The sequence below is a fragment of the Comamonas sp. 4034 genome (assembly GCF_050434545.1).
Classification (GTDB): Bacteria; Pseudomonadota; Gammaproteobacteria; order Burkholderiales; family Burkholderiaceae_C; genus Comamonas; species Comamonas odontotermitis.
On sequence record NZ_JBNDIT010000022.1, the window covers coordinates 17,896 to 37,128 of the forward strand.

The following is a 19,233-nucleotide window of genomic DNA, read 5'->3' on the forward strand; positions in this document are numbered from 1 at the left end:
ACGAAGCAAGGAGACAAGCATGAACAGAACCATCTATCGACTCACCAGAATCGCAGCGCTGGGCGCCAGTGTTTTTGCGCTCTCTGCGCAGGCGCAGGACATCAAGATCGGCTATACCGCTGACCAGTCGGCTAGTGGTGTGGCAGAACTTGGTATCGCAGGCCGTTGGGGGTTTGAGGCGGCCATTGAAGACATCAACAAAGCGGGTGGGATTCTGGGTCGAAAGGTCGTTGGCGTGGTCCGCGATGACCAGGGAACGCCGCCCAAGGCGATTCAGACCGTGCAGGAGCTGATCGACAGCGAGAAGGTCAGCGGCATCGTCGGTCCGGCCAATTCGGGCAATGCGCTTGCATGGCTGCATATTCCGCAGCAGAAGAAGGTACCCGTGGTGGTGCCAATTGGTACCGCAACTGAGATCACCACACGTTACGCCAAGGAGCCGCAGAACTATCTCTACCGCATCTCCATGGTGGACCGCGAGCAGGTGGCACTGTTGGGCGCCTATGCGGTGAAGGCATCCAAGGACAAGAAGATCGCGATTCTTGCGGATTCGACTGGTTATGGCCAGGGTGGCATCAAGGATGCGACCGATATTCTGGCGCTGCATGGCGTGAAACCCGTGGCGGTCGAGAAATACGGCCCCAAGGACACCGACATGACCTCGCAGCTCAACAAGATCAAGGCGGCGGGAGCAGATACCGTGATCATCTACGGTATTGCCGATGGTGCGGCGCAGGTGCTGCGCAGCATGGAGAAGATCAACTACATGCCGATCACCCTGGGAACCTGGGGCAACCTGAGCTCGCTCCTGCCCAAGATGGCGGGCACCAAGCTCGCAGAGCACCTGATCATGGCGGCATCCACCACCGAAGACACTTCGGACAAGACCAAGTCGCTGGGCAAGCGTGTGCGCGTGAACTTCCCGACGCTCACCACCTTCCCATGCTCTGCGCAGGCCTACGATTCGGTGATGCTGCTGGCTGCCGCCATGAAGCAGGCGGGAAGCACCGATGGCGAAAAGGTGGCTGCCGCACTGGAGAACCTCTCCAAGACCGAAGGCGTGATCAAGACCTACGACAAGCCATTCAGCAAGGCCAACCACGAAGGCCTGAGCGTGAGTGACTTTTACCTGGCGCGCTGGAAGGGCAGCGAAGTGGTGCGTTTTGAGGACGATGTCTACAAATCGCTCAAGCCTGCCGACCTGAAGAAGTAAGCCGTTCAGGGCCGCGGCGGTCATGGGGCTGCCCGGCGGCCTTGTCATTTGCAGCATGTGCGTGGGGCGAGTATGTTTGATTCAATACTGCAGGCTGTCTTCAGCGGGCTTGCGTTGGGCAGTATCTATGCCCTGGTGGCGGTGGGCTTCAACATCACCTTCAATACCACCAAGACCCTGAACTTCGGCCAGGGCGAGTTTCTGGTAGCTGGCGCGTTTGTCGCGGTTTCGGTGCTGTTGCTGCTGGTGGGCAAGAACATTACCGATACCCTGGTTCCTGCCGATGTGACGCTGGGCCGTTACCTGCTCAGTCTCGTTGGCACGATGGCAGTGCTGGGTGTGCTGGGCGTGATCCTCTATTACGCAGCAGTGCGCCCGTTTGTGGGGCGTGGCGGCATGGCCTGGGTCATGAGCACCATCGGGTTCGGCATCATCATTCAGAACACGGCACTGGCCATCTGGGGGCCGTCACCCATGGTGATGCCTTCGCCCCTGGGCAGCGATGTGATCCGCATTGGCGGTGCAGGCGTGCTGCCGCAGGAAGTGCTGGTGCTGGTCGCCAGTGTGGCCGTGCTGCTCAGCCTTGATTTCATCATGCGGCGTACCCGGATCGGCAAGGCCGTGCGCGCCGTTGCACAAAGCGGCAGCGCCGCAACCCTCATGGGCATCAATGTGTCTGCGATCGTCGTGCTTGCTTTTGTCATCAGCTCCAGCCTGGCGGGTCTGGCAGGCTTGCTGATTGCACCCATCACCACGGCGTCGGTGTTCATGGGCATGTCGCTCGCGCTCAAGGCGTTTTCTTCGGCCATTCTGGGTGGATTGACCAGCCCGCGCGGTTGCATGCTTGGCGGTTTCATTCTGGGGCTGATCGAGGCGCTGGTGGGGCTGTGGCAGGCAGAGTTGCGCGAGATCAGCATTTTCGTGCTCATCATCGTGGTTCTGGTGGTGCGCCCACAGGGGCTGCTGGGCCAGAAGATCGTGGAGAAAGTCTGATGATGCGCAGCGAGTTCAAGCATTACCTGTGGCTGCTTGTGGTGGCCGTGCTGGTGGCGGCCATTCCGCTGGCGACCAGCAATGATTTCCATCTGCGCATTGTGTTTCTGATTGGGGTGAACTACATCGCAGCATCGGGGCTGAATGTGCTGGTGAACTACACCGGCCAGAAGTCGCTCGGCCATGCCGGCCTGTTTGCTGTGGGCGCATATGCTGTTTCTCTGCTGACTGCTCGATGGGGGTGGAATCCATGGGCAGCATTTGCGGCGGCTGGTGTGCTCGCGGGTCTGTTCGGCGTGGTCATTGCATTGCCAGCCTTGCGCGTGAAAGGCCCGGCGCTGGCGATGGTGACGATTGGCTTTGGCATCGTGGTGGAGAAGATCGTCTCTGAGTGGCAGGACGTGTTCGCAGGCCAGCAGGGCATATACGGTGTGGTGCCGCTGCAGGTCGGTGGGCAGATGTTCAGCACCCAGCATTGGGTCTGGTTCGTGCTGGCGCTGTGTGTGCTGCTGCATGTGATGTTCCGCCATCTGCTAAGGGGGCGGTTCGGCCGCGCGTTTCTGGCGGTGAACACGGCCGAGGTCGCCGCGGAAAGCGTGGGCGTGAGCGTGTACAAGTTCAAGGTGCTGGCCTTTGTGATCAGTGCGTTCACCTGTGGCATCGCCGGAGCGCTGATTGCGCAGCAGAACCAGTACATCAACTCCGATTTCATCACCTTCAATCTGTCGATCTTCTTCCTGCTGATCGTGCTGTTCGGGGGTAACTCGGTCTACGGCCCGCTGCTGGGCGCAGTGGTGCTCACCTTGCTGGATTCGTTGCTGTCCCGTTGGCCGGACGTGCAGCATTTCACCTATGGCGCCCTGCTGCTTTTTGCGCTTTACGCCATGCCCAATGGGCTGGCGGGGTTTGTGCGCAGCTTTGCGCGCAGGTTCACGCCAGGGCTGGTGCCCAAGGAGCAATTGCCGACGGATCTGCCTGCATGGCAACTGAAGCCTTCTGCGGGCGCTGGCACCACCGGTGTTCTGCTGGACGGTGAAGGTCTGTACAAGGCCTATGGCGGCGTGGTTCCGACCAACAATGTCGATATCCGGATTCGGCCCGGGCATGTGCATTCGCTCATCGGCCCTAACGGCGCGGGCAAGACGACGCTGCTCAATATCCTCTCGGGGATCGTGACGCCGGAGCGGGGAACGATTCGGTTTGCGGGGCATGGGATTGTCGGGGTGTCGCCCAACCGTATTGCGCGCATGGGCCTGGGACGTACCTTTCAGAACCTGCGTCTGTTCAGCGACATGACGGTGCTCGACAACGTCAAGGTGGGCCTGCATTCGCATATCAAGGCCGGCTTTTTTGCCAGCTTGCTGGGAGTGGGAAAGGCACATCGCGCGGAGTTGGCTGCGCGAGACGAGGCGCTGCAGATTCTGGACCGGTTGCACTTGCGCGACAAAGCGCTTCACATTGCTGGCAGCCTGCCCTATGGACTGCAGCGGCGCCTGGAACTGGCGCGTGCCCTGGCCACGCACCCGCAACTGCTGCTGCTGGATGAACCTGCCGCAGGTCTGAACCCGCAGGAGACGCAGGAGCTGGTGCAGGTGATCGCCCGTATCCGTGACCTCGGCATCACCGTGCTGCTGATCGAGCACCATATGGATCTGGTGATGGCGGTCTCTGACCATGTGATCGTGCTGGATTACGGCCAGAAGATCGCAGAAGGCACGCCTGCCGAAGTGCAAAGCAACCCGCGCGTGATCGCCGCTTATCTGGGAAGCGATGAGGAAGAAGATGGCAATGATGCGACAGGAGGCTCCCATGTCTGACCAGGCAACTGCATTGCTGCGCGTGGAATCGCTGCAGGTGCACTATGGGGCCGTGCAGGCGCTCAAAGGCGTTTCGCTGCATGTGAATGCCGGTGAGGTGGTGACGATCATTGGTGGCAATGGCGCCGGAAAAAGCACGCTCATGAAAGCCATATCGGGTCTGGAGCCCGCAGCAGGGGGCTCGATTGCATTCCTCGGGCAGGACATCACGCGCATGCCCGGTCATCTGCGCGTACCGTTGGGCATTGCCCAAAGCCCGGAAGGCCGCCAGGTGTTCGCAGACCAGACCGTGCATGACAATCTGCTGCTCGGGGCCTACCACCGCAAAGACGGGGCTGCGGCCATCGCAGCAGACATCGAGCGGCAGTTCGCCACTTTCCCGCGCCTGAGTGAGCGGCGCGGGCAGATGGCAGGCACCATGTCGGGCGGCGAGCAGCAGATGCTGGCGATTGCGCGGGCGCTGATGGCCAGACCCCAGTTGCTGTTGCTCGATGAGCCTTCGTTGGGTCTCGCTCCGCTGATCGTCAAGGAGATATTTGCCATCGTGCGGCAGCTCAAGCAGCAGGGTGTCACCATCCTGCTGGTGGAGCAGATGGCCAATCAGGCGCTGGTGGTGGCGGATCGCGCCTATGTGCTGGAAACGGGGCGATTCACGCTGGAAGGCAGTGCTGCCGATCTTCGGCGCGACCCCAAGGTGCGTGCGGCCTACCTGGGGGCGCATGCATGACAGCCGCAGGCGACAGCGAAGCATTCGACTATGTGGTGGTGGGCAGTGGCGCTGCAGGCGCGATTGTTGCTGCGCGGCTGAGTGAAGATTCGGGTGTCAGTGTCTGCGTGCTGGAGGCTGGCGGGGCTGACTGGCACCCCTACCTCAAGCTGCCTGCGGGGTTCATCAAGGTGATCTTCAACCCGGAGCGGGCATGGCAGTTCAGCTCCGAGCCCTCTGCGCGTACCGCAGGCCGACGTATTCCTCTGCCTCAGGGCAAGACTTTGGGGGGATCCACGTCGATCAACGGGCTGGTGTACAACCGGGGCCAAAGGGAAGACTTTGACGGTTGGGCCGCGCGTGGCAATCCAGGGTGGAGCTATGACGAGGTGCTGCCATATTTCAAGCGCAGCGAAACTTTTGTCGATGGTGGAGACCCGGCATTGCGCGGACATTCGGGCAGCTTGAAGGTGACCCTTCCGCACTGGCCGCACCCAGTCTGCGAAGCCTTTTTGCAAGGCGCGCAAGAGCTGGGCATGCCGCTCAACCCGGATTACAACGGTGCCAGTCAGCAAGGCGTCGGCTATTTTCAACGCACGATCGACCGGGGCTGGCGCGTCAGCACATCCGCTGCATTTCTGCGGCCTGCCCAGCGGCGCAGCAATCTCCGGGTGGTGACAGGTGCGCAGGTTCAGCGCATACGGATTGCAGACGCAGCAGCGACGGGAGTGGAGTATGTGCAGGCGGGCGTGCAGCGGATGGTTCACGCCCGGCGCGAGGTGATTGTCTGTGCAGGGGCGATCAATACGCCCAAGCTGCTGATGCTCTCGGGCATTGGCGATGGCCATCGGCTGCGCGAGCTGGGCATGGAGACGCATGCGCATCTGCCGGGCGTGGGTCAGCATTTGAAGGACCATTTCTCGATTCGCCTGGTGGCTCGCGTCAGGAACGCCATCACCATCAATGAGCTGGCGCGCGCTCCGCGCCTGTGGGGGCAGGCGGCTGACTGGCTGCGCGGCAAGCCCAATATTCTGGCGCTCAGCCCTTCCGTGGTGCATTGGTTCTGGCAGTCGCAGCCAGGACTGAAGCGGCCGGATCTGCAGGGTGTTTTCTCTCCCGCCAGCTACCGCGAAGGCTATGTGGGCATGCTCGACCGGTTTCCCGGCATGACCTGTGGCGTGTGGCAGCACCGCCCAAAAAGCATGGGCAGTGTTTCGCTGGCCTGCGCCAACCCCTGGGCCGATCCGGTGGTGCAGCCCCACTATCTGGACGACGAAGAGGATCGGCAGACCTTGGTACGCGGTGTGCGTATTGCCCGCGCCCTGTTGCAGACCCAGGCGCTGGCGCCGTTTCGCGAGTCGGAAACCATGCCTGGTGCGCAGGTGCAGTCCGATGACGAGATTCTGGACTTCATCTATCGCTACGGTGTCTCGTCCTACCACGTCAATGGTACGGCGCGTATGGGGCCACGTAGCGAGGCAGGTGCTGTGGTGGACGCACAGTTGCGCGTGTACGGCGTTCGCAATCTGCGCGTGGTGGATGCGTCGGTGATGCCCGAGATTCCGTCGGCCAACACTTGCGCCACCACGATGATGATCGGGGAGAAGGGCGCCGAGATGATCCGCAGCGCCCGTTGATGCAGGGCGCTACGGACATCAGCGCTTCTTGCGCGCCCGCATGTCCAGCACATTGGGCAGGGTCTGCGCGCTCTGCCCCGTGGCCAGAATGCGGTGCTTCTGGATTTTTTGTGTTCCGGTGGTCGGGATCTCGTTGGTGAACCACCACCAGCCCGGCACCTTGTAGTAAGCCATCTCCTGCTGGCAGAAGGCAAACAGTTCCTGGCAGATGGCGGTGCCAGCTTCCACACCCGGAGACAGCACGATGCTGGCCAGCACTTCCTCTTCGCGGATATCGTCCGGGGCAGCCAACACGGCCACCTGGTGCACCTTGGGGTGAGACAGCAGCACGGCTTCCACTTCGGCGGCGGCAATGTTCTCGCCGCTGCGGCGGATGATGTTCTTGCGCCGATCCATGAAGTGCAGCAAGCCGTCCGGGTCTTGCACGACTACGTCGCCGGTGTGGAACCAGCCGCCCTCCCAGGCCTTGGCTGTGGCTTCGGGGTTGTCCAGGTATTCGCTGAAGAAGTGCTTGCGCGGCGTTTGGGCGGAGTAGCGCACCAGCATCTCGCCAGGCGTACCGGGTGCCACGGACTGCCCGCTTTCATCGGCCACCATCACTTCCAGGCCTGGTGCGCTTCTGCCAAAGGATCGTGTGCCAACCTGGCGATCCGCGCCATGGTCGGAGATAGTGCGCACCACTTCGGTCATCCCCCACAGCTCGATGAGGGGAAAGCCAAAGCGCGCTTCAAATGCCGCGTGCAACTGCGGCTCTACGCCGGCGCCATAGCCAAAGCGCACGCAGTGCCTGTGCTCCCACTCGGTCGGAGCCTGTTTGAGCAGCAGCGGAATGATCACTCCCAGGTAGTGCACGATGGTGGCGCGTGTACTGGCCACTTCTTCCCACCAGCGGCTGGGAGCAAAGCGGTCGGTCTGGATCTGGCAACCGCCCGACAGGAGCATGCAGTAGAAGGACAGGATCGACGCGTTCACATGAAAGAGTGGCAGCGGATTGAAAAGACGCTCCTTGCCTTCCTGCACCGATACGTAGCCGGGGTGGGATGCATACCATTTGCCGGCCGCCAACTCGTAGGCATGCGACAGCACGCAGCCCTTGGGTTGGCCAGTGGTTCCGGAGGTGTAGAGGATGCTGGCGGGCGTATCGGTAGTGACTGCGCCTTGCGACGGGCTGCGCGCCGGGGGCAGGGTGAGTGCGGTGTAGCTCTCTGGATCGGTGGTGACGATGCCGGGCTGGGTGCGTGTGTCCTGCAGCGATTCCTGCACGGCAGCGAGGCGTGTGGGCAGGCAGACGATCATATCCAGCTGCGCGTGGTCGATGAGGTAGTTCAGCTCGCGCCGCTTGTAGTCAGGGTTGATGGGAACACAGCAGATGCCCAGGCTGTTCATCGCCAGCTTGTGCAGCATGTGCTCGGGTCTGCTCTCCAGAAGCAGTCCCACGCGGTGGCCTGCGCCATAGCCTGCTGCCTGGTAAAGCGTCTTGAGCGCATCGATCAGCCTGCCTGCTTCGGCGTAGCTGAACTCGCGGCCCTCGGGCAGATAGCTGCGCCCTGGGTTGGCGGGGACCGCCAGCAGGCTGAGGTCGGCGTATCTGGCAATGGCTGCTGCCAGCGCTTCGCCGATAGTGGTGTGGTCGTGGATGTCAATCATGTGGTGCCCCCTCGTCAAGGCCTGATCAGCGGTGACGGTATCGGATCGACGCCCTGGGCCAAGGCGGCCTGCTTTTCGACCTCCAGGCTGCGCAGGAACGCAGTGCGCTGCTGCAGACACATCCAGTAGTGCTGGGTTGCCGGGCCCCATTGGGCGCTCATGCCCAGGTAGTCGGACAGCATCAGTGCATAGCCGATGGCCACATCGACAGCCGTGAAGCGTCCCGCGCAAAGATAAGGCTGGTCTGCGGGCAAGGACTGCGCGGCCGCCTCCACCGCGCGCAGGCGGCCGAGAAACCAGCGCTGATAGTCTTCGGCCACCTGGGGTTGGCGCCGCACGGCGGGTTCAAAAAAGCAGTAGCGCAGCACCAGGGTTTGTGGGAAGGTGAGCGTGGCGTCTGCCATGTGCAGCCAGTTCAGATAGCTGCCATAGGCGGCATCATCAGGAGCAACATTCATCTGCTGCGTTGGCACCTTGCTCGCCAGGTATTGGCAGATGGCGCTTGACTCGGTCATGCGTGTGGTGCCATCGATCAGCAGAGGTACCGTACCCAGCGGGTTGAGGGCCAGATAGTCCTTGGCCAGCGCGCGCGGCGGAAAGGGCAGCATGTGCAATTGGTAGGGAAGACCCAGTTCCTCCAGCATCCACAGCGCGCGAAACGAGCGCGCGCTGACACAGTGGTAAAGCTCCATCATGGCAATGTCTCCTGTTGAGGACCCGCGCAAACCATGGCGCGCAGCGGATATGTCCGTCGGCTGCCGATTTGGCCCGGATTGATTTGCGCAAGTCATGCAATTGTTATCGCACCATCTTGGCATGGATGGGGCGTTGCAGGGTTCTTCTAGGTGTCAGCCAGGTTGCACTTCATGCCGCATGCTTCATGCCGGTGGGCGGATGCTCTTGCGGTATTCGGCGGGGGACATGCCCATCCAGGTGCGAAATGCGCGAATGAAGCTTTTGTCGTTGCTGAAACCCGCCAGTTGAGCAATCTGCTTGATGGGGCGGTTGGTGCGGTGCAGCAGGGTGAGCGAGCGTTCGCGCCGCACTTCGTCCTTCAGGGCCTGCAGGGAAGCGCCTTCGTCCTTGAGCTGGCGGTGCAGGGTACGCAGCGACAGATGCAGTTTCTTTGACAGGGTTTCAGCGCTGTGCATGGCCGATGGGTCGGCGGCCAGCAACTGGCGCACGCGCTGCACCATCAGCCGGTCGCGGCGGTAGGGGCGCACCGTCAGCGGCAACGCGCGCTGCAGCATGCGCTGCAAGGCGGCTTCGTCGCGCGCAATGGGCAAGGCGAGGTAGCGGGCATCGAACTGCATGCTGGTGACTGGCGCGTCAAACTGCACTTCGCCGGGAAAGAGCAGTGAATACACATCGGCATGCCCGGGGGCGGCAAACGGCAGAGCCACCTTGAAGAGCGGCAGCGACGAATCCACATACCAGCTCGACAGGCCATGGATGTTGCGCAGCATCGATACCAGGCAGAACTCGCGCAGCTCGCCCAGGCCTGCGTGCTCGACGATCTCCAGCGTGGCCGTGTTGCCATGCACCTGCAGGCTGAGCTGCAGGTCATCCGTCAGCAGGCCATGGTGGCGGCACCAGCGCTTGAGGGCCACACCCAGGTCCGGGCTGGTCAGGGATGCGCGTGCCAGCATGCCGTAGCTGCCCCAGGGCAGTCGGCGGCTGAACCAGCCCAGGGCCTCGTCGTCCAGTTCCTGCATGGCGGCATCGGACAGGGTCTCGAACTGCAAGGCGGTGATGCCAACGGTATCTTGTTCGACCGCAAAGGGATCAATTTGCGCCAGATGCAAGGCTTTGTCCGGATTCAGGCCCCGATGCTGGTAGGCCCGTGCAATCGCGCGCACAAATGCCATGGGCGTAACAGCGGGATGGTGGATAACTGCGGATGACGGAAGCGGCTTGTTCATGGATGGGACGAAAATCTGCCAGCAAACGTTGATTGTACTGGCGACTTTTGCAACCTGCCTGCCACCATTTGCGCGGCCCGCTGGCGTATGCTGGTGCGCAATCAAGATATACCAGATACGCAGGCGCGCGCAGCGCTTTGCAGACAGGAGACAAGCATGAGCGACATCGCTTTGACGACCAGCTACGCGCGCGGCGCCACAGAGCCCCGCCTGCTGGACAAAACCATCGGGCAGCAACTGGTGGATACCGCTGCCCGCTTTGGCGACCGCGATGCGCTGATCAGCCGCCACCAGAATATCCGCCTGAGCTACCGCCAACTGCTGGCGCAGTCCTTTCAGTTGGCGAGCGCGCTGTTGCGCGCCGGCATCCAGAAGGGCGACCGCGTGGGTATCTGGTCGCACAACAATGTGGAATGGGTTTTGCTGCAATTCGCCACAGCCCATGTCGGCATCATCCTGGTCAACATCAACCCGGCCTACCGTACTTCCGAGCTGGAATATGCGCTGAACAAGGTGCAGTGCAAGGCCCTGTTCGTGATGGAGCGCTTCAAGACCAGCGATTACCTGGGTATGGTGCGCGAGTTGGCCCCTGAACTGGCAACCAGCCCACCCGGCCAATTGCAAAGTGCCAAGCTCCCCGACCTGCGTTGGGTGGTGTGGATTGACGCGGTCGGCTTAGACGCTGCCGGCTCAGGTGCGGTCGGCTCAGGTGTGCCCCAAGGTAGCGAGCAGCCCGGCATGGAGCGCTTCTCGCGCTTCATCGCCATGGGTGATGCCCAGGACCCGCAGATTGCAGAGATCGCCAGGACGCTGACGCCCTACGATCCGGTCAATATTCAGTTCACCAGTGGCACCACGGGTTTTCCGAAAGGCGCAACGCTCACCCATCGCAACATCGTCAACAACGGCTATTTCATTGGCGAAGCGATGAAGCTGACGGAGCAAGACCGGCTCTGCATTCCCGTGCCGCTCTACCACTGCTTTGGCATGGTGCTGGGCAACATGGCATGCATGACGCATGGCTCGGCCATCGTCTATCCGAACGATGGTTTTGACCCGGTCACCGTTCTGGAAGCGGTGCAGGCCGAGCGCTGCACGGGCCTGCACGGCGTACCCACGATGTTCATTGCCGAGCTGGACCACCCGCGTTTCTCGGAGTTTGACCTGTCCACCCTGCGCACCGGCATCATGGCTGGTTCGCCTTGCCCGATCGAGGTGATGAAGCGTGTGGTCAGCGAAATGAACTTGTCCGAGATCACCATCGCCTACGGGATGACGGAGACCAGCCCGGTCAGTTGCCAAAGCTCCACCGATACCCCGCTGGACAAGCGCGTTTCCACGGTGGGCAAGGTGCAACCGCATCTGGAGGTGAAGATCATCAACCCGGAAACCGGTGAGACGGCTCCCAATGGCCAGTCGGGCGAGCTGTGCACGCGCGGCTACTCGGTGATGCATGGCTACTGGGGCGACGAAGCCAAGACGCGGGAAGCCATTGATGCGGAAGGCTGGATGCATACCGGCGATCTGGCCACGATGGACACGGAGGGTTACGTCAACATCGTCGGTCGCATGAAGGACATGGTGATCCGCGGCGGTGAGAACATCTATCCGCGCGAGATTGAAGAATTCCTCTACACCCATCCCCAGGTGCAGGATGTGCAGGTAGTGGGGGTGCCCGACAGCCGCTTTGGTGAAGAGCTGTGTGCCTGGGTGATCGCCAAGACAGGGCAGTCGATCTCCGAGGACGATGTGCGCGATTACTGCAAGGGCCGCATTGCACATTACAAGGTGCCGCGCTACATCCGTTTCGTCGACGCATTTCCGATGACGGTCACCGGCAAGATCCAGAAGTTCAAGATCCGCGAGGCGATGATCGAGTCGCTGAAGCTGGAAATTGCCAAGACGGCCTGAAGGCCTGATTGCTACTAAAAGGTGAGCTTGTGGCGCGCGTCAATCCATATTCTCAGACTGGTGTAAGCCTGAAAATGGCTTACCATGCACGCCAGCAGCTACGTTTTTCAGGAGCTTTCCCGCTTGGCGGCTTGTTTGGCGGCGGCACGGCGGGCCACATCCAGGCGTTTGCGCAGGGTGATTTCACTCAGATCGAGCTCCTGCACCAGGCTGCGCAGGGATTCGTCATTGATGCGGTTGTGCTGGCGTTCGGCATAGATCGTGTGCCGCTCCACCTTGATGCACTTGAGCCGCATCTCCAACTCCATCACATAGCGTTCACGCCGCTGCTGCACCGCTTCGGGACTGGCGGCATCGGGCGCGTCGGCGGCGTCGGGCGAACGGTCTTCGTCCAGCATGTCGATACGGTTGCGGTATTCACGGGCGATGCGGCCTTCGATCTCATGCTGCTGGGCCTGCCACTCGGTGGGCTGCTGGGCGGAACTTTCGTCATTGATGGCCAGGCTGTTGATGGCTGCACGGCAGGCCGTGAGGCGCGCCTGGCGCTCTTCGATCACCGACTCGGGCTCGCTGGCCTTGGGCACGCGGCGCAGTACCAGCGGCAGGCCGATGCTGCCGATCACCAGGGTGAACAGGATGGTGCCGGTGGCCAGGAAGATCAGCATGTCGCGTGCCGGAAAAGGCTGGCCATTGTTCAGGAGCAAGGGCACGGACAGCGCGCCAGCCAGGGTGACCGCGCCGCGAATACCGGCCAGGGTGGTGGCCAGGTTCAGCCACATGTCGGGCTTTTCCACCAGCTTGCCAGCCCTGTGCGCCTTGTGCAGACTGCGGCGTACGCCCAGCATCAGCCAGATCCAGCGCAGCACCAGGAGTGCCACCGAGATGATGGCTACATAGCCCACCAGAATCCACCAGTCATGGCCCGCATCCCGCAGGGTGACACCGATGATGGATGGAAGCTGCAATCCGAGAAGCAGGAAGATGGCGCCATTGAAAGCCGATTCGACCATGGCCCAGGTGCCAGCCGTCTGCATGCGCTCGGAGATGTAGTCGGCGCGGTTCAGGTCGCCAAAATTGGTCGCCACGCCCGCCGCCACGGCGGCCAGAATGCCCGATACGCCAATTTCTTCGCCCAGCAGGTAGGCGGCAAAGGGCAGCAACACCAGCAGCAGCACCATCTGCGTGGCGGCCACATCGCCCAGGCGGCGGGTCACGGTTTCGCGCAGGTAGCTGAATCCCCAGCCCGCGACTGCGCCAACGCCCAGGCCGCCCAGGGCAATCCACAGAAATTCCTGCGTCACCTTGGCCCACGAGAACAGGCCCGTCAGGGTGGCGGCAACGGCAAACTTCAAGGCCACCAGGCCCGATGCGTCGTTCAGCAGCGATTCGCCTTCGAGCACATGCATGGTGTGTGCTGGCATACCCAGGTTGCGGGTGATGGCCGATACCGCCACTGCGTCGGTCGGCGAGATGACGGCCGCCAGTGCAAAGGCGACGGTGAGCGGCATCTCCGGAATCATCCAGTGGATCAGGTAGCCCAGACCGATCACCGTAAACAGCACCAACCCGAATGCCAATTTCAAAATAGGCTGGTACAACGCAAAGAACTCGCGCTTGGGAATGCGCCAGCCGTCGGCAAACAGCAGCGGCGGAATGAACAGCAGCATGAACAGGCCGGGATCGAAATCAATGTGCAGGCCATTCTGGGGCCACGACAGCACAGCTCCCAGCATGATCTGTATCAGCGGCAGCGGAATGGCTCGGATGTAGCGCGCAATGATGCCGGTGACGGCACCAATCATCAGCACGAGCAGGACAGTTTCAACGGTATGCATGGTCTGTGGTTTTTATAGTTACAGACTATTCTGAAAGAAAACGCGATTCTGAAGAGAACGCTGGAACATTAGACTAGAAAAGAGGACAAGCATGAGCAAACTTGGTACACAGCTGAACGCCAGATCAGCAGATTTTCAGGCCAACGCACAAGCCATGCGGGCCGTGGTGGATGATCTGCGTGCCCAGGCTGCAAAGATAGCCCAGGGCGGTGGCGAGGCTGCGCGGGCCAAGCATGTGGGCCGTGGCAAGCTCCTGCCGCGTGACCGCGTGCAGATGCTGCTCGATCCCGGTACGCCTTTTCTGGAGCTGGCGCCGCTGGCGGCTCTCAACATGTACAACAACGATGCGCCCGGCGCAGGCTTGATTGCCGGCGTGGGCCGCGTCAGTGGCGTGGACTGCATGATCGTGTGCAATGATGCCACGGTCAAAGGGGGAACGTACTACCCGATGACGGTAAAAAAGCATTTGCGGGCGCAAGAAATTGCTGCGCAAAATCGCCTGCCCTGCATCTACCTCGTCGACTCGGGTGGCGCCAACCTGCCCAACCAGGACGACGTCTTCCCCGACCGCGAGCATTTCGGCCGCATCTTCTTCAACCAGGCCAACATGTCGGCCCAGGGCATTGCGCAGATCGCCGTGGTGATGGGCAGCTGCACGGCTGGTGGCGCCTATGTGCCGGCGATGAGCGATGAGTCCATCATCGTCAAGAACCAGGGCACCATCTTCCTGGGCGGTCCGCCGTTGGTGAAGGCCGCCACGGGCGAAGTCGTGAGCGCAGAAGACCTGGGCGGCGGCGATGTGCACACGCGCCTCTCAGGTGTGGCCGACCATCTGGCCGACAACGACACCCATGCGCTGGCGCTGGCGCGCAAGGCCGTCAGCCACCTCAACAAGGCCAAGGCCACCAATCCGGCGGACCGGGCGCCGCAGGCACCGGCCTATCCGGCCGAAGAGCTGTACGGTGTGATTCCGGTCGACACCCGCAAGCCCTTTGATGTGCGCGAGATCATTGCCCGCGTGGTTGACGGCAGCGACTTCGACGAGTTCAAGAGCCGCTTCGGCTCCACCCTGGTGTGCGGCTTTGCCCGTATCGAAGGCATGGAGGTGGGCATCATCGCCAACAACGGCATTCTGTTCAGCGAATCGGCGGTCAAGGGTGCGCACTTCATTGAGTTGTGCTGCCAGCGCAAGATTCCGCTGGTGTTCCTGCAGAACATCACCGGCTTCATGGTCGGCCGCAAATACGAAAATGAAGGTATTGCCCGCCATGGCGCCAAGCTGGTGACAGCCGTGGCAACGGCAAGTGTCCCCAAGTTCACCATCATCATTGGTGGCAGCTTTGGCGCCGGTAACTACGGTATGTGCGGCCGTGCGTATTCGCCGCGCTTCCTGTGGATGTGGCCCAACGCGCGCATCAGCGTGATGGGTGGGGAGCAGGCGGCCAGCGTGCTGGCAACCGTCAAGCGCGACGGCATCGAAGCCAAGGGGGGCCAGTGGAGTGCAGAGGAGGAAGAGGCTTTCAAAGCACCGATCCGCCAGCAGTACGAAGACCAGGGCCACCCCTATTACGCATCGGCCCGCCTGTGGGATGACGGGGTGATCGACCCCGCCGACACCCGCCGTGTGCTGGCGCTGGGTCTGGCGGCCACGCGCAACGCGCCGATTGAAGACACCCGGTTCGGCGTGTTCCGCATGTAAATTTTGGATGTTTCAGGCTGTTGGCACACGACAGGTGTGCGCAGACGGTCCTGAAACCATAGCAATTTTCTTGCAGATGTGAGACAGGCGCTGCCGCGAGGCAGCAGCGAGGACAACCATGAAAAGCACGTTTTTGACCGTAGAAGCCACCGGGCAGGTCGCCACCATCACCCTGACCCAGCCCGATGTGCGCAATGCTTTCAGCGATGCCGTCATCGCCGACATCACCAAGGCCTTCCAACTGGTGGGCCAGCAGGAGCATGTGCGCGCCGTGGTGCTGGCGGCCGAAGGCCCAGCTTTCTGCGCAGGTGCCAACCTGAACTGGATGCGCGCCATGGCCGACTACACGCGCGAGGAAAACCTGGTGGACGCCGGCAAGCTGGCCGAGATGCTGCGCGTGATCTACGAATGCGAAAAACCCACCATTGCCCGCGTGCAAGGCGATGTCTATGCCGGTGGCATGGGCCTAGTCGCGTGCTGCGACATGGCGGTGGTTTCCTCCAATGCAGGTTTCTGCCTCAGCGAGGTCAAGATTGGCCTGATTCCCGCCACCATCAGCCCCTACGTGATCCGTGCCATGGGGCCGCGCGCCTCGCACCGCTACTTTCTGACGGGCGAGCGTTTTGATGCCGCAGAGGCCCTGCGCATTGGCTTTGTGCACCAGGTGGTCGAGAGCGATGCGCTCGATGGCGCTGTGGACGGCCTGCTCAAGCACCTGCTGAGCGCGGGGCCCGCAGCAGTGCGAGCCTGCAAGAAGCTGGTGCTGGATGTGGCCGAACGCGAGATCAATGCTGGCTTGATCCAGGCCACGGTCGAAGGCATTGCCGACATCCGTGCCAGCGCTGAAGGCAAGGAGGGCGTGCAGGCATTCTTGAACAAACGCAAACCCGGATGGCTGGGAGGCTGATTCAGCAACAAAGCGACCTTGGATGGCAGGCAGCAGGCGGTCGTTGGCGCTATAACCAGCGCGTTTGCTGATTCGATTTGAGGAGCCCGAACCATGGACATCTGGAACACCATCGTCAACTGGCTGCACGGCATTGGCGTGCATCTGGACAAGGACACGGCGCAAACCGTGGGGCAGGCGGCCGACCAGGTCGGCCAGGTGGCGAACCAGATGGGCCACGCCATGGCGCAGTGGGACTGGGGCCAGTTGATGGCGCTGGCCGCAGCACTGGGCTGGGCCAGTGGGTTCCGGCTGTACGCCGTGGTTTTTGTGACGGGCATGCTGGGTGCAACGGGCTGGCTGCCGCTGCCCGGGGCTCTGACGGTGCTGCAGCAGCCAGTGATCCTGGTCATCAGCGGTGCGCTGCTGTTCGTCGAGTTCTTTGCCGACAAGATTCCGGGTGTGGATTCGGTGTGGGATGCGGTGCAAAGCGTGATTCGTGTACCCGCAGGTGCCGCATTGGCGGCCAGCGTTTTCGGTGCGGACAACGCCACCATGGCCACGGCCGCGGCGCTGATGGGCGGAACTCTGGCATTGAGCAGCCAGGTGGCCAAGACCACCACGCGCGCGGCCATCAATACCAGTCCGGAGCCCTTTTCCAACTGGGGTGCCAGCCTGGTGGAAGACGGCGCATCCATCGGCGCGGTGTGGCTGGCCATCAACCACCCGGTGGTGTTTGCCGTGGCGCTGGCCGTGGTGCTGGTGGTGATGTGGATTGTGACCTGGACGCTGTGGAAATTCTTGAAGGCCGTCATCCGCCGGGTGCGGCGCTGGATGGGCTATGACGAACCGGTGGTGCCGGCGACGAGCACCGAGATGCAACGCTTTTGATGGTGCATGGCTGCCCCCCGAGGGCAAGCACATGTGGCTAAGAAATACTGAGGAGATTTTTTATGTATACCAAGATTTTGATCGCCAACCGCGGTGAAATCGCCTGCCGCGTGGCGGCAACCGCCCGCCGCATGGGCATCAAGACCGTGGCTGTGTATTCGGATGCCGATGCGCAGGCCAAGCATGTGGCCGCCTGCGATGAATCAGTGCATATCGGCGGCTCGGCCCCCAAGGACAGTTACCTGCGCTGGGAACGCATCATCGAAGCGGCCAAGGCCACGGGTGCGCAGGCCATCCACCCCGGCTACGGTTTTCTGAGCGAGAACGAAGACTTTGCTGCCGCGTGTGCGGGCGCTGGCCTGGTGTTCATCGGCCCACCCGCTAACGCCATCCGCGCAATGGGCTTGAAGGCCGAATCCAAGCAGTTGATGGAAAAGGCGGGCGTGCCATTGGTGCCCGGCTACCACGGCGCGGGCCAGGATCCGGCCATGCTGCACAAGGAGGCAGACCGCATTGGTTACCCCGTGCTGATCAAGGCAAGTGCTGGCGGTGGCGGCAAGGGCATGCGCCTGGTGGAAAAGTCCGAAGACTTTGCAGCGGCGCTGGAATCGTGCAAGCGCGAAGCCATCAACAGCTTTGGCAACGATGCCGTGCTGATCGAGAAATACGTGCTGCGCCCACGCCATATTGAAATCCAGGTGTTTGGCGATACCCATGGCAACTGCGTCTACCTGTTCGAGCGCGACTGCTCGGTGCAGCGCCGCCACCAGAAGGTGCTGGAAGAGGCGCCCGCCCCTGGCATGACCGAAGCCCTCCGCAAGCAGATGGGCGAGGCGGCTGTTGCCGCTGCCAAGGCCGTGGGCTATGTGGGAGCTGGCACGGTGGAGTTCATCGTCGAGCAGCCCGGTGGCTACGACCAGCCAGAAGTCATGAAGTTCTACTTCATGGAGATGAACACCCGCCTGCAGGTGGAGCACCCGGTGACCGAGGCCATCACGGGCGAAGACTTGGTTCAGTGGCAACTGTTGGTGGCCAATGGCCAGCCGCTGCCCAAGCAGCAGGAGGATCTGAAGATCATCGGCCACGCCATCGAAGCGCGTATCTGCGCTGAAAACCCCGAGAACAATTTCCTGCCCGCCACCGGCACCTTGCATGTCTATCGCAAGCCCGTGTGCAGCAGTTTTGCCATCAGCGATGTGCGCATCGACGATGGTGTGCGCGAAGGCGATGCGATCAGCCCGTTCTACGACAGCATGATCGCCAAACTCATCGTGCATGGACAGGACCGCGCGCAGGCATTGGCGCGCCTGGACGCAGCGCTGGCGGCGGTGCGCATCGTGGGCCTGCAGACCAACGTGCAGTTCCTGCGCCATATTCTGGCCACGCCGTCGTTTGCACAGGCCAAGCTCGATACTGCGCTGATCCAGCGCGAAGAGGCGCGCCTCTTCAAGCGCCGCACCCTGGGCGTGGACACGGCCGCAGCTGCCGCTGTGGTGGCGGAGCTGTTGCTGGAGCGCACTGGTGAAACCGCAGACCCATTCAGCCGTCGCGATGGGTGGCAGTCGCACGGTGTGACCGAGCGCCGCTTTGATTTCGAGTTTGGCGGCGACAAGCTGCAGGCCGCATTGCGCTATGAGCCCAGCGGCCTGGTGCTGACGGTGGGTGATGCCAGCGGTCCGCTGCAATTCACGCCGAATGGCGAACTGGTGGAGTTGCAGTTCAACGGACATCGCGACCAGATCCAGACCTGGCAGCAAGGCGAAGTGGTGCATGTGTTTGCACCGCGTGGCGCTGCCGAGATCACTGCCATCGATGCGCTGGCCCACGCGGGAGACGCAGGCAGCGAAGGCGGCCGGCTCACCGCCCCGATGCCCGGCAAGGTTGTATCGTTTGCCGTGAAGGCGGGCGACAAGGTGAGCAAGGGCCAGCCCCTGGCAGTGATGGAGGCCATGAAGATGGAGCACACCATTGCCGCGCCTGCCGACGGCGAAGTGGTGGAGTTGTTGTTCGTTCCCGGCGACCAGGTGACCGAAGGCGCCGAGTTGCTCAAGCTCAAGGCTGCTGAGTGAGGCAGGC

Annotated in this window: 14 protein-coding genes; 10 read left to right on the forward strand and 4 right to left on the reverse strand. The window is 62.1% G+C overall.

Annotated features, from left to right (window positions below; translation table 11 throughout):
- Positions 1 to 19: 19 nt before the first annotated feature.
- From ABIE32_RS18930 to ABIE32_RS18950, 5 genes are all read left to right on the forward strand, one after another.
- Positions 20 to 1,213 carry an ABC transporter substrate-binding protein gene (locus tag ABIE32_RS18930; protein WP_224151217.1) on the forward strand — a complete coding sequence of 398 codons (1,194 nt, stop codon included), beginning with the start codon at positions 20 to 22 and terminating at the stop codon, positions 1,211 to 1,213.
- Between the two features lie 72 nt (positions 1,214 to 1,285).
- Positions 1,286 to 2,206 carry a branched-chain amino acid ABC transporter permease gene (locus ABIE32_RS18935; RefSeq protein ID WP_224151218.1) on the forward strand — a complete coding sequence of 307 codons (921 nt, stop codon included), beginning with the start codon at positions 1,286 to 1,288 and terminating at the stop codon, positions 2,204 to 2,206.
- Between the two features lie 2 nt (positions 2,207 to 2,208).
- The gene (locus tag ABIE32_RS18940) at positions 2,209 to 4,023 is read left to right on the forward strand and encodes an ABC transporter permease subunit (RefSeq protein ID WP_429018426.1); all 1,815 of its coding nucleotides are present in this window, start codon (positions 2,209 to 2,211) and stop codon (positions 4,021 to 4,023) included.
- Positions 4,016 to 4,750 carry an ABC transporter ATP-binding protein gene (locus ABIE32_RS18945; protein WP_429018361.1) on the forward strand — a complete coding sequence of 245 codons (735 nt, stop codon included), beginning with the start codon at positions 4,016 to 4,018 and terminating at the stop codon, positions 4,748 to 4,750. The genes ABIE32_RS18940 and ABIE32_RS18945 overlap by 8 nt, the downstream gene beginning before the upstream one ends.
- Positions 4,747 to 6,366, forward strand: a complete 1,620-nt coding sequence (locus tag ABIE32_RS18950) for a GMC family oxidoreductase (RefSeq protein WP_429018364.1) — start codon at positions 4,747 to 4,749, stop codon at positions 6,364 to 6,366. Before ABIE32_RS18945 ends, ABIE32_RS18950 begins: the two co-directional genes overlap by 4 nt.
- A gap of 18 nt (positions 6,367 to 6,384) precedes the next feature.
- Here ABIE32_RS18950 and ABIE32_RS18955 read toward each other — a convergent pair whose 3' ends face one another.
- From ABIE32_RS18955 to ABIE32_RS18965, 3 genes are all read right to left on the reverse strand, one after another.
- Positions 6,385 to 8,013 carry an AMP-binding protein gene (locus tag ABIE32_RS18955; protein WP_429018366.1) on the reverse strand — a complete coding sequence of 543 codons (1,629 nt, stop codon included), beginning with the start codon at positions 8,011 to 8,013 and terminating at the stop codon, positions 6,385 to 6,387.
- 14 nt (positions 8,014 to 8,027) lie between these two features.
- Entirely contained in the window at positions 8,028 to 8,708 is a 681-nt protein-coding gene (locus ABIE32_RS18960; protein ID WP_429018369.1) for a glutathione S-transferase family protein, read from the reverse strand.
- A gap of 183 nt (positions 8,709 to 8,891) precedes the next feature.
- Positions 8,892 to 9,950 carry an AraC family transcriptional regulator ligand-binding domain-containing protein gene (locus ABIE32_RS18965; RefSeq protein WP_429018429.1) on the reverse strand — a complete coding sequence of 353 codons (1,059 nt, stop codon included), beginning with the start codon at positions 9,948 to 9,950 and terminating at the stop codon, positions 8,892 to 8,894.
- Between the two features lie 141 nt (positions 9,951 to 10,091).
- Here ABIE32_RS18965 and ABIE32_RS18970 point away from each other — a divergent pair, with 141 nt between their 5' ends.
- Positions 10,092 to 11,846, forward strand: a complete 1,755-nt coding sequence (locus tag ABIE32_RS18970; RefSeq protein ID WP_429018370.1) for an AMP-binding protein — start codon at positions 10,092 to 10,094, stop codon at positions 11,844 to 11,846.
- A gap of 107 nt (positions 11,847 to 11,953) precedes the next feature.
- Here the strand turns inward: ABIE32_RS18970 and ABIE32_RS18975 are convergent, their stop codons facing one another.
- Entirely contained in the window at positions 11,954 to 13,681 is a 1,728-nt protein-coding gene (locus tag ABIE32_RS18975; protein ID WP_429018372.1) for a Na+/H+ antiporter, read from the reverse strand.
- 91 nt (positions 13,682 to 13,772) lie between these two features.
- Here ABIE32_RS18975 and ABIE32_RS18980 point away from each other — a divergent pair, with 91 nt between their 5' ends.
- The 4 genes from ABIE32_RS18980 to ABIE32_RS18995 all read left to right on the forward strand — a co-directional run bounded on the left by ABIE32_RS18980 (position 13,773) and on the right by ABIE32_RS18995 (position 19,226).
- Positions 13,773 to 15,380, forward strand: a complete 1,608-nt coding sequence (locus ABIE32_RS18980) for a carboxyl transferase domain-containing protein (RefSeq protein WP_429018375.1) — start codon at positions 13,773 to 13,775, stop codon at positions 15,378 to 15,380.
- Between the two features lie 118 nt (positions 15,381 to 15,498).
- A complete protein-coding gene (locus ABIE32_RS18985; protein WP_429018377.1) occupies positions 15,499 to 16,287 on the forward strand; it encodes an enoyl-CoA hydratase/isomerase family protein in 789 nt (262 codons plus the stop codon).
- Positions 16,288 to 16,380: 93 nt separating this feature from the next.
- Entirely contained in the window at positions 16,381 to 17,157 is a 777-nt protein-coding gene (locus ABIE32_RS18990) for a DUF4126 domain-containing protein (protein ID WP_429018379.1), read from the forward strand.
- 62 nt (positions 17,158 to 17,219) lie between these two features.
- Positions 17,220 to 19,226 (forward strand): biotin carboxylase N-terminal domain-containing protein, encoded by a 2,007-nt coding sequence (locus tag ABIE32_RS18995; protein WP_429018381.1) that lies wholly within the window; start codon positions 17,220 to 17,222, stop codon positions 19,224 to 19,226.
- Positions 19,227 to 19,233: the final 7 nt, after the last annotated feature.

What these genes read in the sequence shown, in the direction of transcription:
- ABIE32_RS18940 (WP_429018426.1), top strand. Translation starts at nt 2,209, where the DNA reads ATGCGCAGCGAGTTCAAGCATTACCTGTGGCTGCTTGTGGTGGCCGTG.
- ABIE32_RS18985 (WP_429018377.1), top strand. Translation starts at nt 15,499, where the DNA reads ATGAAAAGCACGTTTTTGACCGTAGAAGCCACCGGGCAGGTCGCCACC.
- ABIE32_RS18955 (WP_429018366.1), bottom strand. Translation starts at nt 8,013, where the DNA reads ATGATTGACATCCACGACCACACCACTATCGGCGAAGCGCTGGCAGCA.
- ABIE32_RS18930 (WP_224151217.1), top strand. Translation starts at nt 20, where the DNA reads ATGAACAGAACCATCTATCGACTCACCAGAATCGCAGCGCTGGGCGCC.
- ABIE32_RS18935 (WP_224151218.1), top strand. Translation starts at nt 1,286, where the DNA reads ATGTTTGATTCAATACTGCAGGCTGTCTTCAGCGGGCTTGCGTTGGGC.
- ABIE32_RS18975 (WP_429018372.1), bottom strand. Translation starts at nt 13,681, where the DNA reads ATGCATACCGTTGAAACTGTCCTGCTCGTGCTGATGATTGGTGCCGTC.
- ABIE32_RS18945 (WP_429018361.1), top strand. Translation starts at nt 4,016, where the DNA reads ATGTCTGACCAGGCAACTGCATTGCTGCGCGTGGAATCGCTGCAGGTG.
- ABIE32_RS18960 (WP_429018369.1), bottom strand. Translation starts at nt 8,708, where the DNA reads ATGATGGAGCTTTACCACTGTGTCAGCGCGCGCTCGTTTCGCGCGCTG.
- ABIE32_RS18980 (WP_429018375.1), top strand. Translation starts at nt 13,773, where the DNA reads ATGAGCAAACTTGGTACACAGCTGAACGCCAGATCAGCAGATTTTCAG.
- ABIE32_RS18990 (WP_429018379.1), top strand. Translation starts at nt 16,381, where the DNA reads ATGGACATCTGGAACACCATCGTCAACTGGCTGCACGGCATTGGCGTG.
- ABIE32_RS18950 (WP_429018364.1), top strand. Translation starts at nt 4,747, where the DNA reads ATGACAGCCGCAGGCGACAGCGAAGCATTCGACTATGTGGTGGTGGGC.
- ABIE32_RS18970 (WP_429018370.1), top strand. Translation starts at nt 10,092, where the DNA reads ATGAGCGACATCGCTTTGACGACCAGCTACGCGCGCGGCGCCACAGAG.
- ABIE32_RS18995 (WP_429018381.1), top strand. Translation starts at nt 17,220, where the DNA reads ATGTATACCAAGATTTTGATCGCCAACCGCGGTGAAATCGCCTGCCGC.